This is a genomic window from Paenarthrobacter sp. DKR-5 (assembly GCF_018531425.1).
GTDB lineage: Bacteria > Actinomycetota > Actinomycetes > Actinomycetales > Micrococcaceae > DKR-5.
The window spans coordinates 345,002-360,591 of the sequence record NZ_JAHBOI010000002.1 but is presented as its reverse complement, the minus strand read 5'-3'; the positions used below and the strand labels follow the sequence as shown (position 1 = coordinate 360,591).

At 71.4% G+C, this 15,590-nt stretch carries 13 protein-coding genes; 10 read left to right on the top strand and 3 right to left on the bottom strand.

The features are described from left to right. Nucleotides 1–14: 14 nt before the first annotated feature. From KIH31_RS05065 to KIH31_RS05045, 5 genes are all read left to right on the top strand, one after another. Nucleotides 15–488 (top strand): DUF427 domain-containing protein, encoded by a 474-nt coding sequence (locus tag KIH31_RS05065; RefSeq protein ID WP_214425987.1) that lies wholly within the window; start codon nucleotides 15–17, stop codon nucleotides 486–488. Beyond that, nucleotides 485–3,118, top strand: a complete 2,634-nt coding sequence (gene hrpB, locus KIH31_RS05060; RefSeq protein ID WP_307857548.1) for an ATP-dependent helicase HrpB — start codon at nucleotides 485–487, stop codon at nucleotides 3,116–3,118. Before KIH31_RS05065 ends, hrpB begins: the two co-directional genes overlap by 4 nt. Nucleotides 3,119–3,358: 240 nt before the next feature. Then, a complete protein-coding gene (locus KIH31_RS05055; protein ID WP_214425985.1) occupies nucleotides 3,359–3,682 on the top strand; it encodes a DUF732 domain-containing protein in 324 nt (107 codons plus the stop codon). Between the two features lie 75 nt (nucleotides 3,683–3,757). Continuing rightward, nucleotides 3,758–4,780, top strand: coding sequence for a non-homologous end-joining DNA ligase (gene ligD / locus KIH31_RS05050; RefSeq protein WP_214425984.1), 1,023 nt, complete (start codon nucleotides 3,758–3,760; stop codon nucleotides 4,778–4,780). A 244-nt stretch (nucleotides 4,781–5,024) separates the two neighbouring features. Continuing rightward, nucleotides 5,025–6,692, top strand: a complete 1,668-nt coding sequence (locus KIH31_RS05045; RefSeq protein ID WP_214425983.1) for a GAF domain-containing sensor histidine kinase — start codon at nucleotides 5,025–5,027, stop codon at nucleotides 6,690–6,692. 10 nt (nucleotides 6,693–6,702) lie between these two features. Here KIH31_RS05045 and KIH31_RS05040 read toward each other — a convergent pair whose 3' ends face one another. Beyond that, nucleotides 6,703–7,665 (bottom strand): 1-phosphofructokinase family hexose kinase, encoded by a 963-nt coding sequence (locus KIH31_RS05040; RefSeq protein ID WP_214425982.1) that lies wholly within the window; start codon nucleotides 7,663–7,665, stop codon nucleotides 6,703–6,705. Nucleotides 7,666–7,696: 31 nt separating this feature from the next. Continuing rightward, nucleotides 7,697–8,317: an L-threonylcarbamoyladenylate synthase gene (locus tag KIH31_RS05035; RefSeq protein WP_214425981.1), complete on the bottom strand. Its 621-nt coding sequence runs from the start codon at nucleotides 8,315–8,317 to the stop codon at nucleotides 7,697–7,699. A gap of 87 nt (nucleotides 8,318–8,404) precedes the next feature. Between KIH31_RS05035 and acsA the strand changes: the two genes are divergently transcribed. Genes acsA through KIH31_RS05010 form a run of 5 tightly spaced genes read left to right on the top strand, consistent with a single transcriptional unit; the run spans nucleotide 8,405 to nucleotide 13,844 of the window. Then, nucleotides 8,405–10,210: an acetate--CoA ligase gene (gene acsA / locus KIH31_RS05030; RefSeq protein ID WP_214425980.1), complete on the top strand. Its 1,806-nt coding sequence runs from the start codon at nucleotides 8,405–8,407 to the stop codon at nucleotides 10,208–10,210. Next, a complete protein-coding gene (pdhA, locus tag KIH31_RS05025; RefSeq protein ID WP_214425979.1) occupies nucleotides 10,207–11,205 on the top strand; it encodes a pyruvate dehydrogenase (acetyl-transferring) E1 component subunit alpha in 999 nt (332 codons plus the stop codon). The genes acsA and pdhA overlap by 4 nt, the downstream gene beginning before the upstream one ends. Then, nucleotides 11,202–12,182, top strand: a complete 981-nt coding sequence (locus KIH31_RS05020) for an alpha-ketoacid dehydrogenase subunit beta (protein WP_214425978.1) — start codon at nucleotides 11,202–11,204, stop codon at nucleotides 12,180–12,182. The genes pdhA and KIH31_RS05020 overlap by 4 nt, the downstream gene beginning before the upstream one ends. Next, entirely contained in the window at nucleotides 12,175–13,599 is a 1,425-nt protein-coding gene (locus KIH31_RS05015; protein ID WP_214425977.1) for a dihydrolipoamide acetyltransferase family protein, read from the top strand. The genes KIH31_RS05020 and KIH31_RS05015 overlap by 8 nt, the downstream gene beginning before the upstream one ends. After that, entirely contained in the window at nucleotides 13,596–13,844 is a 249-nt protein-coding gene (locus KIH31_RS05010; protein ID WP_214425976.1) for an acyl carrier protein, read from the top strand. Before KIH31_RS05015 ends, KIH31_RS05010 begins: the two co-directional genes overlap by 4 nt. Nucleotides 13,845–13,876: 32 nt before the next feature. On the opposite strand, the gene KIH31_RS05005 is transcribed toward KIH31_RS05010, so the two are convergent. Continuing rightward, nucleotides 13,877–15,535: a SulP family inorganic anion transporter gene (locus KIH31_RS05005; RefSeq protein ID WP_307857547.1), complete on the bottom strand. Its 1,659-nt coding sequence runs from the start codon at nucleotides 15,533–15,535 to the stop codon at nucleotides 13,877–13,879. Nucleotides 15,536–15,590 lie beyond the last annotated feature (55 nt).

The following is a 15,590-nucleotide window of genomic DNA, read 5'->3' as shown; positions in this document are numbered from 1 at the left end:
GGGATCATGGGGGCATGACTGCAGCTCAAGAATCCGTGTGGGACTACCCGCGGCCGCCAAGGGTCGAGCCCCGGTCGGAACGGGTCGTCGTGCGGCTTGGCGGGCAGGTGATCGCCGACACCACCGACGCCGTGCGCGTCCTGGAGACGAGTCATCCCCCTGTCTACTACTTGCCCTTGGACGCGTTTCCTGCCGGTGTCCTCGTCCCTGCCCGTGGCACCACCTTCTGCGAGTTCAAGGGCGAAGCGCACTACTTCGACGTCGTTGCCGGCGGTGTCACCGTTCCCCGCGGCGGATGGACCTACCCGAAACCTGCCCGCGGCTTCGAGGCGCTGAGCATGCGGGTGGCGCTGTATCCCAAGCACATGGACTCCTGCGAGGTCGACGGCGAACAGGTCACCTCCCAGGAAGGTGACTTCTACGGCGGCTGGATCACCAAGCGGATCATCGGCCCGTTCAAGGGCGGCCCGGGCACGGCAGGGTGGTGAGCCCGCCCCTGCCGCCGGTCCGGCCCTTCGACCTCGAGTCGATCGGGGCGGACCTGGCCTTCGCAGCGTCGCTGGAGGAGCTGTCCGCGGTGCTGAAGGGAGGCGGCACCGCCGCAACGGCTGTGGTGCAGGCGCCCCCGGGGACGGGAAAGACGACGCTGGTGCCGCCGCTGCTCGCCAACCTCGTGTACGGCAGGCCGAGGACTGCCGCGGCCGGAGGCCGGCCGCGCGTCGTCGTCACCCAGCCGCGCCGCGTGGCCGCGCGGGCAGCAGCCCGCCGCCTGGCGGTGCTGGACGCCAGCCCGCTGGGGGAACGGGTGGGCTACACGGTGCGCGGTGAACGCCGGAGCGGTCCAGGCACGCTCGTCGAGTTCGTCACCCCCGGGATCCTGCTCGGACGGCTGCTGGCGGACCCGGGCCTGGAGGGCGTCGACGCGGTAGTGCTGGACGAGGTCCACGAGCGGGGGCTGGAAACGGATCTGCTGCTCGGCCTGCTTGGCGAGGTCCGCGAACTGCGCGGGGACCTGGCCCTCGTCGCCATGTCGGCCACGCTGGACGCGCCGCGGTTCGCCGCCCTGATCGGACGGCCCGGCGGCGGCCGCCCGGCGCCCGTCGTCGACTGCCCCTCCGCGCTGTACCCGCTGGAGACCGAGTGGCGCCCCTCCGCCGGCGCCCGGCTCGACGACCGCGGAGTGGCTACGGCCTTCCTCGACCATGTGGCGGAGGCCGCCGCGGCAGCGCACGCCCGGGCGCTGGCGGCGGACCCGCAGACGGACGCGCTGGTGTTCCTGCCCGGGGCGCGGGAGGTGTCCCACGTTGCCCGGCGGCTGCGGGGGCTCACCGCGGCGGAGGTGCTGGAACTGCACGGGCAGGTCGGTGCGGACGAGCAGGACAGGGCCGTCTCCGGCCGGGAAGCCGGCGGCCGGCCCCGGATCGTCGTCTCCACGGACCTGGCCGAGTCCTCCCTGACCGTCCCCGGCGTGCGCCTGGTGATCGACTCGGGGTTGGCGCGCGAGCCGCGGCGCGACGCCGCCCGCGGCATGTCGGGCCTGGTCACCGTGTCCTGCTCGCGGGCTTCCGCGGACCAGCGGGCGGGGCGGGCCGCCCGGCAGGGACCGGGCCGCGTAGTGCGCTGCTACGACCAGCGGACGTTCGGCGCCGCGCCCGCGCACCCCACGCCGGAAATCCTGGTGGCGGACCTGACCGGCGCTGCTTTGGTCCTCGCCTGCTGGGGCGTGCCCGGCGGCCGGGGCCTGGCCCTGCCGGACAGCCCGCCCAGCGCCGCGATGGAGGAGGCGGTCGAAGTGCTGCGGGAGCTCGGCGCCGCAGGACAGGACGGGTTGGCGACGGATCTGGGCCGCGTCCTTGCCAGGATTCCGGCGGACCCGAGGTTGGCCCGTGCGCTGCTCGACGGCGCCGCCGTCGTCGGCCACCGGCCGGCAGCCGAAATCGTAGCCTTGGTCGCCGGGGACCAGCGCGCCCCCGGCGCGGACCTCGTCCGCCTCCTCAGGACGCTCCGCACGTCCAAGGATCCGGCGGCCCGCCGCTGGGCGGAGGACGCGCGGCGCATGGAACGCCTGGCCAAGGAAAATACGGGGCGCATTGCACCCTCACTGCCGCCCGGTTCTGTGCCCGCGGCGGACGCCGTGGGCTTCGTCGTCGCCCTTGCCTTCCCGGACCGGGTCGCGCGGCGGGTTCCGGGCGAAGGGCCCGAACGCTACCTCCTCACGTCCGGGACCAGGGCCGGGTTGCCGGCGGGCAGCTCGCTCTCCGGACACGAGTGGCTGGCGGTGGCCGACGTGTCCCGCGCGCAGGGGCGCGACGCGGCCGGCACGGGCGCCGTGATCCGCGCGGCGGCCCCGCTGTCCGCCGATCTTGCGGAGTGCGCCGCAGGGCGCCTGCTGGCCGAGGCGCTGGAGGCGCAGTTCAGCCTGGGGCGCGTGACCGCACGGCGGGAGCGACGGTTGGGCTCGATCGTCCTGAGTTCAACCCCCGTCCGGCCGGGCCCCGAGGAGGGCCAAGCGGCAGTCGCCCGTGCGTTGGAAAAGGAGGGGCTCGCCGTCATCGGCTGGTCCGCCGCGGCGGATGCGCTGCGGCGCAGGCTCGCGCTCCTGCACCGGGAACTGGGCGAACCGTGGCCCGACGTGTCCGAGCAGGCTCTGCTGGCCAGGCTCGATGACTGGCTGGCGCCGGAACTCGGCGTGCTGGCCGGAGGCTTCCCTGCCGGAAGCATCAGCCTCACCGAACCGCTGCGGCGCTTGCTGCCCTGGCCGGAGGCGGCCCGGCTCGACGAACTCGCCCCGGAGCGGCTCGCAGTGCCCAGCGGCTCGCGGGCCAGGATCGAGTACCCGGAGGCCGGCGACGACGGGCGTCCGGTGGTCGCCGTCAAGCTGCAGGAATGCTTCGGCTGGGCCGCGACGCCCCGGCTGGTGGACGGCAGGGTCCCGGTGCTGTTCCATCTGCTCTCACCCGCGGGCCGGCCGCTGGCCGTCACGGATGACCTCGCGTCCTTCTGGTCCGGACCGTACGCGCAGGTGCGCGCCGAGATGCGGGGCCGCTACCCGAAGCATCCCTGGCCGGAGGATCCGTGGACGGCGCCGGCCACCGCCCGGACCAAGCCGCGGGCGTAGGCGGCCGTTAAACGTTTCGAGCGACCGCCCGGGGTCTCAAGTCAGGCGGTCGCTCGGCGAACATTCGTCAACGTTCAATTCAAATACTCCCACCAGCGCCGAAACACCGCGATGGGGAGAACTCCCCATTGCGGGTGTGCGCGTGCTGCTCTACGTCCCTCCGCGGGCGGGGTCCCTCCGCGGCGGCCGATGGCAGCCCCCGGTGTACCCGCACGGCGTCGCCGACGTAAACTCTCCTGCATGAAACGGATTCGGGGGCCCGCGGCCCTCGCCGCGCTGCTGATGCTCACCGGCTGCTCGGGCTATTCCATCGCCCCCTCGGAGCCCAGTTCCAACGAGTCGGCGTTCCTCGACGCTTGGCACCAGCGCTACCCCAAAGACAAGGACTCCGATGCCCTGAACGTGGCCAAGAGCATCTGCAAGGCGTTCAAGGCGGGGACCTCCTATAAGGACGAGGTGTCGCGGCTCATCACGCTCGGCTCCCATGTGACGCCCGACGACGCCGGCGCGATGATCGGCATGGCGACGACGGGTTTCTGCCCGGCCTACAGCACCCTGCGCTGAGCATCGCGGATCCGCCTCCCGGCGACGCCGTCACCCCCGCGCGGGCGGAAAAGGTGCAAGGGGTATGTTGTTCCCATGGCGAGCGAAGCGACCACCATCACCGTTGACGGCCCGCACGGTCCGCGCGAAATGCGCATCTCCAGCCCGAGCCGGGTCCTCTGGCCGGACCTGGGCCTGACGAAGCTGGACCTCGCGCAGTACATCGTTGACGTGGGCGAAGCGTTCGTCGCCGCGAACGGGGACCGGCCGATTTCCCTGCAGCGGTTCTCCGACAACATCGACGGCGAACAGTTCTTCTCCAAGAACCCTCCGAAGGGTGCGCCGGACTTCATCCGCTCCGTGAAGGTGGTCTACCCGAGTGCGCGGTCCCACGCGCAGCTGGTCATCGACGAGCCGGCCGCCGCGGTGTGGGCGGTGCAGATGAACACCATCGTCTTCCACCCGTGGCCGTCGCGCGCGGAGAATTCGGACAACCCGGACCAGCTGCGCATCGACCTCGACCCGCAGCCCGGGACGGACTTCGACGACGCCGTGCCCGCGGCCCTCGAACTGCGGAAGGTCCTGCAGGAGGCCGGGCTGGAGCCGTTCATCAAGACCTCCGGCAACCGGGGACTGCACCTTTACGCGCCGATCGAAGCCACCCGGGAGTTCCAGGTGGTCCGGCACGCCGTCATCGCCGCGGCGCGCGAACTGGAACGCCGGATGCCGGACAACGTCACGACGGCGTGGTGGAAGGAGGAGCGGGGCCGGAAGGTCTTCGTCGATTTCAACCAGGCCAACCGGGACCGCACCATCGCCGGAGCTTACAGCCCGCGGGCGCTGGCGCACGCACCCGTGTCCTGCCCGATCACGTGGGACGAACTGGAGACGGTCGACCCGAAGAACCTCACCATCATGACGGTCCCCGAGCGGCTCCGCACCGCGGGTGACCCGTGGGCGGACATGCACGCCAAGCCCGGCACGATCGACGTCCTGCTGAAGTGGTGGGAACGCGACGTCGCCGACGGGCTCGGGGAGCTGCCCTTCCCGCCGGACTACCCGAAAATGCCGGGGGAGCCGCCGCGGGTGCAGCCGAGCCGGGCCAGGAAGGCGGACTGACGGCTGCCTCCAGCGCTTGAGCCTCCGGCAGGGCGCGGTACCTATCGGTCCTGAGGTCAAATTTGGTATCGTCACGGCTGTATTCAGCTGGGGAGTACACGGTCCGCGGTGAAGCAGTCCGCTGCGGGAGAGTTTGTCCTTTGGAGTGCCATGAGCATCCGATTCCCCCTTGCGGCCGCTTCCCGTGATCCGCGCTTCGTGCCGCCGGCCCTTAAGGTGTCCCGGCCGGCGGGAGGTCGTGCTGATGTGGCGTGAACCTTTGCGCCGGCACACCCGGGAGCTGATGGACGAGTTCATCGACCGGGCTGACGAGCTCATCCGCATCCAGGAGCACGTCCAAGGACTGCTCTGGGCCGTGATGTCCCTGGTGGAGGACCTTAGCCTGCCGACCGTGCTCGAACGTGTCGTGCAGTCCGCCTGCGATCTTGTGGGAGCACAGTACGGGGCGCTCGGCGTGGTGGACGACGGCCGGAGCCGGCTGAGCCATTTTGTCACTGCCGGAATGGATGAAGAAACGGCGTGCCTGATCGCCGAGCTGCCCGCGGGGCAGGGGCTGTTGGGGGACCTGAGCCGGCAGCCCGAACCTCTGCGGCTGCATGACCTGTGGGAACACCCCTTGGCATCGGGGTTCCCCGAGGGCCACCCCGAGCTAAAAAGCTTCCTGGGCGTCCCCGTCCGCTCGCGCGGCTCAGTTCTGGGAACCCTGTACCTGACAGGGAAAGCTGGGGGAGAAGACTTCACGGCCGAGGACGAGGCCTTGACGGTGGCCCTGGCCGCGGCGGCCGGAGTGGCCATCGAGAACGCCCGCCTTTTCGAGGACGCCGAGCGCAGGCGGCGCTGGCTCGAAGCCGGCATGGAAGTCAGCAGCCGGCTGATCGAGCTGAACCGCCCGGAGGATCCCGGGAATCTCGTGATGGTCGCGGAGCGCGCCCTTGAGGTGTCGGAATCGGCTCTCGCCGTCATGCCAGTCCCCGGTGGCGCCGGCGGCTTCCGTGCCGAAATTTCCGTCGGCGCCCTCTCGCTGCCCGCCGGCACAAACCTGCCGGCGTCGGGGCTGCTCTCGGGCGTGCTGCGAACCGGGGAACCGGCGACGGCGCAGGCGTCCGAGGTGCTCGGCCCGGACGCACAGGAGAAACTGGGCCCGGTGCTGGTCACCGCGCTCGGCGAGAAGTCCACCTCGAACGGTGTGCTGATCCTCGCCCGGCAGGCAGGAAGCCCCGCTTACTCCCGCCAGGACGAAGAATCGAGCGTGGTCTACTCGTCCCGGATCGGGCTTGCCCTGGACCTGCTGCGGGCGAACCGGGAACGGGAGGAGCACCTGCTCCTGGACGACCGCGACCGCATTGCCCGGGACCTTCACGATCTGGTCATTCAACGGCTCTTCGCCGCGGGCATGAGCATCCAAAGCCTGCGCCGCTTCACCCCCGACAGCATCGCCCTGGAGCGTATTGACACCGTAACCGGGGAACTGGACGAGACGATACGGGAGCTGCGCAACACCATTTATTCCCTCCGCGCCGAGCAGAGCAAGGAGTCGGTCACCGCCCTGGTGCTGCGAACCGTGCAGCAGGCCGTGGCCGGTTCCGGTCTGAGCCCGCATATCCGTTTCAACGGCCCGGTCGACGCAACGGTGACCGGCGGCCTCGCCGAGCAGATGTTCGCGGTGCTCACCGAAGCGGTGAGCAACACCGTGAGGCACTCCAACGCCCACAGCCTGCAGGTGGCGGTAATCGTCGCCGACGGCAACCTTGAGCTCACGATCGAGGACGACGGCCAAGGTTTCGAACGGCCCGCCAGGGTGAGCGGCCTCGACAACATGAATCACCGTGCCCGGTCATTGGGGGGCTCCTGCAGCATCGAAAGCGCCCCCGGCAGCGGAACCAGGATCGTCTGGGCAGCACCGTTGGCCTGACGCATCCGTCTTACGGCGCTGCGGCGGCCAAACCCGCTTCGAGGCGTTCGACGTCGGCGCGGTGGCAGAGTTCGGTGGCGGGGGTCATCACTGTGGCGCTGCCGGCGGCGACGGCGGCCCGGAAGGCGGCGTCGACGGGCCGGCCCTGGGCGAGCCGGAGCACGAAGGCGCCGAGGAAGCTGTCCCCGGCGCCGACTGTGCTCAGTACCGGCACCTCGGGAACGGGAAGCCGCAGGACGCCGGAGGCGGAAGCGAGTACTGCCCCGCCCGGACCGAGGGTGAGGGCAACGTGCTCGGCGGACCCGCGTGCGACCAGTGCTGATGCGGCGTCGAGCTGGCTCTGCTCGCTCTCCAGTGGTTCCCCGCAGTAGGCCCGCAGTTCGCGCAGGCTCGGTTTGACCAGGAACACTCCCTCGGCGAGCGCTGCGGCCAGGGCCGGCCCGGAGGCGTCGACGATGCAGCGGGCTCCGCGGTCCCGGGCCAGCCGCGCCACCCGGGCGTAGAAGTCCTCGGGAACACCCGGGGGGAGGCTGCCGCTGGCCACCACATACCCGCCGGCGGGGGTGGAAGCGGCAACGAGTGCCAGGCAGGCCTGCCACTCGTCCTCGCTCAGTTCCGGACCTTCGAGCACGAACCGGTACTGCTCGCCGGTCGAGGTCTCATCGACGGTGAAGTCCTGCCGGGTGCTTCCGCGGATGGGCACCACAACGGAGGGAAGCTGCTCGCCCTCGACGAGCCGCCGGTAGGCCTCACCGGTGGGGCCGCCCGCGGTGTAGAGGGCGAGGGTCTGCCCGCCCAGTCGCTGGATCACCCGCGCCACGTTGACGCCTCCGCCGCCGGGATCGACGCGGCTCGTGCCGCAGCGCAGCTTGTGCCCGCTGACCACGCGTTCGGTAGCGGTGCTGATGTCCAGCGCAGGGTTCACCGTGAGGGTCAGGACCGGGTGAATACTCGTTCGCTGCGGGGCCTCCATGCGCCAAGCATAGGGCGGACGTTCCGGCCGGTCACTCGAACCGTGAAGGGTCTCCGTTGCCCCGGCGCACGATTTCCGCGCTGCCGCCGGAGAAGTCGATGACAGTGGTGGGCTCGGAGCCGCAATCACCGGAGTCGATCACGGCGTCCACCACGTGGTCCAGCCGTTCCTTGATTTCCCAGCCCTGGGTGAGCGGCTCCTCCTCGTCCGGCAGCAGCAGCGTGCTGGAGAGCAGCGGCTCACCCAGTTCCGCCAGCAGGGCCTGGACGACCTTGTTGTCGGGGATGCGCACCCCGACAGTCTTCTTCTTCGGATGCAGCAGCCGGCGCGGAACCTCACGGGTGGCCGGGAGGATGAACGTGTAGCTTCCGGGGGTCACCCCCTTGATGCTGCGGAACACGTCATTGTCGATCTGCACGAACTGGCCCAGCTGGGCGAAATCCTTGCACACGAGCGTGAAGTGGTGCTTGTCATCGAGATGGCGGATTGTGCGGATCCGGTCCAGCGCCTCCTTGTTGCCCAACTGGGCGCCGAGTGCGTAGCAGGAGTCGGTGGGGTAGGCGATCAAACCCCCGGACCGCACGATCTCGACCACCTGGGCGATGGCGCGCGGCTGCGGGTTGTCGGGGTGCACATCGAAGTATCTGGCCATGCACCGAGCCTACGCCGTGCGGCCCGGGACACCCCAAGGTGACCTTGTCCTCTAGGCCCGCCGGGGCATCGGACGTCCGATGGAGTCATGACGGCAGGAACCGAGTCCGCCACCCGCTGGCCCACGATCCACAAGGACCCCGCCGCGCTCGCCGTACCCCCCAACCTCGCCGACTACGACGCGGCCTGCGCCGCCTTCAGCTGGGACCAGGCCCGGCGCGAACTGTCCGGGCTGCCCGGAGGCCGCGGCCTGAACATCGCCTACGAGGCAGTGGACCGGCACGCAGCGGGTGACCGCGCGGAGAAGGAGGCGCTGCGCTTCATCCGGGCCGACGGGAGCGTCCGCTCGCTCAGTTACGCCGCGCTCGCCGAACAGACCGACCGGTTCGCCAGCGTGCTGCGCGGGCTGGGCATCGGCCGCGGGGAGCGGGTGTTCTCCCTCCTGGGCCGGAGGCCGGAACTGTACGTCGCGGTGCTGGGCTCGCTCAAGAACGCGAGCGTGTTCTGCCCGCTGTTCTCCGCATTCGGGCCCGAGCCGGTCCGGCAGCGCCTGGAACTGGGGTCCGGCCGCGTGCTGGTGACCACCCGCGCGCTCTACCGCAAGAAGGTAGCCCCGGTGCGTGACACGCTTCCGGACCTGGAGCACGTCCTGCTGGTCGACGCCGGAGGCCGGCCCGAACCGGGCACCCTGGACTTCGCCGGGCTGATGCGCGACGCGGCGCCGTTTGGCGGCATTGCGGATACCGGCCCCGAAGAGACCGCCCTGCTGCACTTCACCAGCGGCACCACCGGCAAGCCGAAGGGCGCCGTCCACGTGCACGACGCCGTCACCGCGCACTACGCGACAGGTCTCTTCGCGCTCGATCTGCACCCCGATGACGTGTTCTGGTGCACGGCGGACCCGGGCTGGGTCACCGGCACCTCCTACGGCATCATCGCCCCGCTGGTGCACGGCGTGACCGCGGTGGTGGACGAGGAGGAGATGGACGCCGACCGCTGGTACCGGATCCTGGCCGGACAGCAGGTGAGCGTCTGGTACACCGCCCCCACGGCGCTGCGCATGCTGATGAAAGCCGGCGCGGAACGGGCCGAGGGCCATGACCTGTCGCGGCTGCGGTTCGTTGCCAGCGTCGGTGAACCGCTGAACCCCGAGGTGGTGATGTGGGGGCAGGACGCCTTTGGCCTGCCGGTGCACGACAACTGGTGGCAGACCGAAACCGGCGGCATCATGATTTCCAACTACCCGTCCATGGACATTCGGCCCGGCTCGATGGGCAAGCCGCTCCCCGGCGTCGAGGCCGCGCTGGTGCTGCGCGACGAGCAGGGCAAACCGGTGCTCCGGGACGGTGCTGCCGTGCTGGTGGAGGACCCGGACGCCATGGGCGAACTCGCGCTGCGCCCGGGCTGGCCGTCGATGTTCCGCGGCTACCTGCATGAGGAGGAACGGTACCGCCGCTGCTTCGCCGGGGGCTGGTACCTCACCGGGGACCTCGCCCGCCGCGACCGCGACGGCTACTACTGGTTCGTCGGCCGCGGTGATGACGTGATCAAGTCCTCCGGGCACCTGATCGGCCCGTTCGAGGTGGAGAGCTCGCTGATGGAGCATGAGGCGGTCGCCGAGGCGGGCGTGATCGGCATTCCGGACGCGGTGGCCGGGGAAGTCGTCAAGGCGTTCGTTGAGCTGCGCCGCGGTTGGGAGCCGTCCGAGGACCTGCGCCTGGCGATCATCGGTTTCGCCCGCAAGCGGCTCGGCCCCGCGGTCGCGCCCCGCGAGGTGGAGTTCACGACGGCGCTTCCGAAGACCCGCAGCGGCAAGATCCTGCGGCGGCTGCTCAAGGCCCGCGAGCTTGGGCTGCCCGAAGGGGACACCTCAACGATCGAGGGGCGGCCATGAACGGCGACGCCGGGCCCCGGGTGGCGGCAGACCCGGCGCACGCGCGGGAGCTGCTGCGTCAGATGCTCAGGGTGCGGCGCTTCGAGGAGAAGTGCGTCGAGCTCTACAGCGCTACCAAGATCCGCGGTTTCATGCACGTGTACATCGGCGAGGAGGCAGTGGCGGCCGGGGTGCTCTCCACTCTCGCGCCCGACGACGCCGTCGTCGCCACCTACCGCGAGCACGGCCACGCGCTGCTGCGCGGCGTCGACCCCGGGGCGATCCTGGCCGAGATGTACGGCTACCAGGAGGGCTGCTGCCGCGGCCGGGGCGGCTCCATGCACCTGTTCGACGCCGGGACCCGCTTCTACGGCGGCAACGCGATCGTGGCCGGAGGGCTGCCGCTCGCGGTGGGGCTGGCGCTCGCGGACAAGATGGCCGGCCGGTCCAGGGTCACGGCGTGCTTCTTCGGCGAGGGTGCCGTCGCCGAAGGAGAGTTCCACGAGAGCATGAACCTCGCGGCGCTGTGGGAACTGCCCGTGCTGTTCTGCTGCGAGAACAACCTTTACGCGATGGGCACCGCGCTGGGCCGCTCGGAGTCCCAAACCGACCTGGCGCTGAAGGCTGCCGGCTACGAGGTGGCGGCATGGGCGGTGGACGGCATGGACGTGATTGCCGTGGAGGAGGCCGCCCGCCGCGCCGTCGACGCGGTGCGCGCCGGCGGAGGGCCGCACTTCCTGGAGCTGCGGACCTACCGGTTCCGGGCGCACTCGATGTACGACCCGGAGCGTTACCGGGAGAAGGCCGAAGTCGCCCAATGGCTGGAACGTGACCCGGTCAGCCTGCTGCACGCGTCCCTCGCGGCGGCCGGAGACCTTCCGGACACCGAGTGGGAGCGGGTCCAGCGGGCCGTGGACGCCGAGGTGCAGGCGGCGGTCGACTTCGCCGAAGCGGGCACGCCGGAGCCGGTGGAGGAACTCACCCGATTCGTCTACAGCGAGCGGGGCGCGCAATGAAGACAACGTACCGGGAAGCCATCCGCGCCGCGATGCGCGAAGCGCTGCTGGGCGACGAGCGGGTGTTCCTGATGGGCGAGGACGTGGGGCGCTACGGAGGCTGCTTCGCTGTGAGCCTGGGCCTGCTGGAGGAGTTCGGGCCCGAGCGGATCCGGGACACGCCGCTGTCCGAGTCCGGGTTCGTCGGAGCCGGGATCGGCGCGGCACTGGGCGGCATGCGGCCGATCGTGGAGATCATGACGGTCAACTTCAGCCTGCTCGCGCTGGACCAGCTCGTGAACAACGCGGCCACCCTGCTGCACATGTCCGGCGGCCAGTTCAACGTGCCGGTGGTCTTCCGGTTGACCACCGGCGCCGGGCGGCAGTTGGCGGCGCAGCACTCGCACAGCCTCGAGGGCTGGTACGCCCACATTCCCGGCCTGAGGATCCTCACGCCGGCCACACTGGAGGACGCCCGCGGCATGCTCGGCACCGCGCTGGAGGACCCGGACCCGGTGCTGATCTTCGAGCACGGTTCGCTCTACAACGTGCCCGGCGAGATCGCCGACGACGCCGGCCTGGTCAACATCGACAAGGCTGCAGTCCGCCGCGCCGGGGCCGACGTCGCGCTCATCACCTACGGCGGAACACTGCCTGTGGTGCTTGAGTCCGCTGACCGGCTGGCAGCCGAAGGGATCGAGGCCGAAGTGGTGGACCTGCGCGTGCTGCGGCCGCTCGACGATGCCGCGCTCCTCGCCGCCGTCGCCAAGACCCACCGGGCCGTCGTGGTGGACGAAGGCTGGCGCAGCGGCAGCCTCTCCGCGGAGATCAGCGCGAGGATCACCGAACAGGCCTTCTTCGACCTGGACGCACCCGTCGGCCGGGTCTGCAGCGCCGAAGTGCCGGTGCCGTACGCCCGGCACCTCGAGCTCGCCGCGCTGCCGTCCGTTGAGCGCGTGGTTGAGGCCGTGCACAAGGTGGTCGGTGCGGGTGGGTGAGTTCCGGATGCCTTCGCTCGGCGCGGACATGGAGCACGGCAAGGTGGTCGAGTGGCTGGTGAAGCCGGGGGACTACGTGCGCCGGGGCGATGTCGTGGCCGTCGTCGACACGGAGAAGGCGATGATGGACGTCGAAACCTTCGAGGAGGGCGTGGTGGCCGAGCTGCTGGCCGACGTCGGCGCCACCGTCCCGGTCGGGGGCCCGCTCGCCCGCATCACCCAGACCCCCGCCGCCGCGCCGGCACCGGAACCGCGAGCCGCCGCGGCGGAAGCGCGACCCGCCGCGCCGCCGCCGGTGCGCCACCTTGCCCACCGGCTGGGCGTCGACACCGGCCGCATCAGGGGCACCGGCCGCAGCGGCGCCGTCACCCGCAGCGACGTCGAACACGCCGCAGCGGCAGCCGCGGTCCCGCCCGTAACCGTGCCAGCGCCCGTAACCGTGCCAGTAGTCCCAGTAGTGCCAGGGCCGGCGCCCCGGCCGGCGCCCCGGACGGCGTCCGGGGCGGAGCGGGAAGAGACCGGCCGCATCCGGTCCTCGCCGCGTGCCCGCTGGCTGGCAGCCGAACTCGGCGTGGACCTGGCGAAGGTGCCGGGCACCGGGCCGGACGGCGCGGTCACCGAATCGGATGTGCGCTCCGCGGTGCCGGCTGCAGCACCGGCCGCGGAGCCGGAACCCCGCCCGGCCGGGCCTCAGCCCGCCGGACGGGCGCCGGAAGCGGTGCCCGGCGCCGACCGCGCGGAACGTGCCGAACGCGCCGCCGGGCTCCGCCACGCCATCGGCGTGCTGATGGCCAAGTCCAAGAAGTCCATCCCGCACTACTATCTGAGCACCACGCTGGACCTGCGGGCCGCCGTCGGCTGGATGCAGGAGGTCAACGCCCGGCGGCCGGTTTCCGCGCGGCTGGTTCCCTCCGCCCTGCTGCTGAAGGCAGCGGCGCTGGCGGCCCGCGAGGTTCCGGAGATGAACGGCTTCTACACCAATGGTGCCTTCCGCCCCAGCGACTCGGTACACCTCGGCGTGGCCGTCGCCCTGCGTCGCGGCGGCCTGGTGGCTCCCGCCATCCACGACGCGGACAGCCTCCCGGTCGACGCACTGATGGAGCAGCTGCGCGACCTCGTCGCGCGCGCCCGGGGCGGCCGGCTGCAGCGGGCCGAAATGGCGGACCCGACCATCACGGTGACCAACCTCGGGGACCTGGGCGTGGAGAGTGTCTTCGGCGTGATTTACCCGCCGCAGGTGGCGATGGTCGGCTTCGGCCGGGTGAGCGAACAGCCCTGGGCGCAAGACGGGATGCTCGGCATCCGCCCCGCCGCGGTGGCCACCCTCTCGGCGGACCACCGCGTCAGCGACGGGCTGCGCGGCGGCCGGTTCCTGTCCGTCATCGACGAGCTGCTGCAGAAACCGGAGGAGTTATGAACGAGCTGGACGCGCGCACCGCCGTGGCCGCCGCCATCGGCAAGGTGGCCCCCGACGTCGAGGAGGCCGACCTTGAGGACTCCGCCCGGCTGCGCCAGGACCTGGAACTGGACTCCCTCGACTTCCTGCGCCTCGTCCAGGTCCTCGCGGAGGACGCCGGGGTGGACATTCCGGAGCGCGACTACGCCAAGGTCGCCACAGTCGGTGGACTGGTTGGCTACGTGGCCGCGCACGCCGCGGCCTGAAGCTACCTGACCTGTTGCTACCTGGCCTGTTGCTACCCGGCGTCGAAGGTCTTCCGGTAGGTGCGCACCGCGTTGCTCACCGTGGGGAAGAAGTGGTCCGGACCGAACCTGGCGCTGACCCCGAAACGGATCAGCCGGTCCTTGATCGGTCCCTTCATCTCGGCGAACACCAGGCTGATGCCGCGGCGGGCGAGTTCGTCGTCGAGGTCCACCAGCTCGTCCAGTGCGGTGGTGTCCAGGTCCGTGATGGGTTCGGCGGCGACCACCACCCACCGCACCGGGCCGGGGGCCTGTTCCACGAGGCTGCGGATGTGCTCGGCGAACACCGCCCCGTTGGCGAAGAAGAGCGGGGCGTCGAACCGGGCGATGACCAGTCCCGGCACGCGGCGGGCTTCCGGGTGCCGGCCGAGATCGTGGTAGCCGGGGACGTCCTCCACCTCGGCCAGTTCGGTCCGGTAGGGGTCCCAGGCGCGCCGGACGAACACGGCCAATGACAGCACGATGGCCACCACGATGCCCTGGAGCACCCCGATGAAAGCGACCCCCAGGAAGGCCGCCACGAGCAGCAGGGTCTCGGTGCGGCTCATGCGGGCCAGCCGCAGCAACGAGCGCAGGTCCACCAGTGAGGCTGCGGCAACGATGACGACGGCGGCCAGCGTGCTCGCGGGCAGATACGCGGTGACGCCGGGGGCGGCCAGCATGAACAGGACCACCAGGGCCGCGGCCGCCACACCGCTGAGCGGCGTCCGGGCGCCGGCGTCCAGGGCCACCGGCGTCCGGGAGGAACTGCCGCAGACCGGGAAGCCGCCCAGCACACCGCTCGCGAGATTGGCCAGCCCCAGCGCGCCCAGCTCCTGGTTGCCGTCAAGCGGCGTTCCCCGGCGCGCCGCGAGGCTCTTCGACAGCGCGGAGGTGTCGGCGAAAGCGATCAGGGCGATGCCGGCCGCGGGGGCAAGCAACGCCAGGACGTCACCCGGAACCGCGGCTCCGAGCGCGGGGGAGGGCAGCCCGCGGGGCAGCGCCCCCACCATGGGCAGGGCGCTGCCCAGCGCGAGGGCGGCGGCGGTGCCCGTGGAAGCCGCGACCGCGATGAGGACGCCGGGAAGACGCCACGGCAGAACGCGGCAGAGCACGATCAGCGCCAAGGAACCGCCGCCGAAGGCCAAAGCGACGGGGTTTGCCGCGCCGGCAGCCACGGCCCGGACGGTGGCAACGGCGCTTTCCGCCAGCGACCCGGAGGGCGTTGCGAGCCCGAACAGGCGCGGCGCCTGGCTGACAATGACAGCCAACGCGATTCCGTTGAGGTACCCGACGCGGATGGGCCGGGAGAGCAGGCCGGTGATGAAGCCGAGCCGGAACAGCCGCCCGGCCAGCAGGAACAGGCCGATCAGCACCGCGAGGACGCCGGCCAGGGCGACGGCCCGCTCCGGCGTCCCGCCGGCAAGGGGCAGCACGGCGGCGGCGATCATCGGGGCGAGGGAGGAATCGGGACCCACGATCAGCACCCGCGAGGGGCCGAAGACCGCGTACACCAGCATCGGCACCACCGAGGCATACAGCCCGGTCACCGCCGGCAGCCCTGCTGCCTCGGCATAGGCCATGCCGGCCGGGATCAGCGCCGCACTGAGCGCCGCGCCCGCGGCCAGATCGGAGGCCAGCCAGCCGGGCCGGTACGAGAGCGCGGTCCGCACCCCCGGCGGGCCTTCTCCGCCCAGGCCCGGCGCCGGGGCAACCTCTCGTGGCCGC

Excerpts from the sequence above, each read along its gene's own strand:
- KIH31_RS05065 (WP_214425987.1), top strand. The coding sequence starts at position 15 with ATGACTGCAGCTCAAGAATCCGTGTGGGACTACCCGCGGCCGCCAAGG.
- KIH31_RS05055 (WP_214425985.1), top strand. The coding sequence starts at position 3,359 with ATGAAACGGATTCGGGGGCCCGCGGCCCTCGCCGCGCTGCTGATGCTC.
- ligD (WP_214425984.1), top strand. The coding sequence starts at position 3,758 with ATGGCGAGCGAAGCGACCACCATCACCGTTGACGGCCCGCACGGTCCG.
- KIH31_RS05045 (WP_214425983.1), top strand. The coding sequence starts at position 5,025 with ATGTGGCGTGAACCTTTGCGCCGGCACACCCGGGAGCTGATGGACGAG.
- KIH31_RS05040 (WP_214425982.1), bottom strand. The coding sequence starts at position 7,665 with ATGGAGGCCCCGCAGCGAACGAGTATTCACCCGGTCCTGACCCTCACG.
- KIH31_RS05035 (WP_214425981.1), bottom strand. The coding sequence starts at position 8,317 with ATGGCCAGATACTTCGATGTGCACCCCGACAACCCGCAGCCGCGCGCC.
- acsA (WP_214425980.1), top strand. The coding sequence starts at position 8,405 with ATGACGGCAGGAACCGAGTCCGCCACCCGCTGGCCCACGATCCACAAG.
- pdhA (WP_214425979.1), top strand. The coding sequence starts at position 10,207 with ATGAACGGCGACGCCGGGCCCCGGGTGGCGGCAGACCCGGCGCACGCG.
- KIH31_RS05020 (WP_214425978.1), top strand. The coding sequence starts at position 11,202 with ATGAAGACAACGTACCGGGAAGCCATCCGCGCCGCGATGCGCGAAGCG.
- KIH31_RS05010 (WP_214425976.1), top strand. The coding sequence starts at position 13,596 with ATGAACGAGCTGGACGCGCGCACCGCCGTGGCCGCCGCCATCGGCAAG.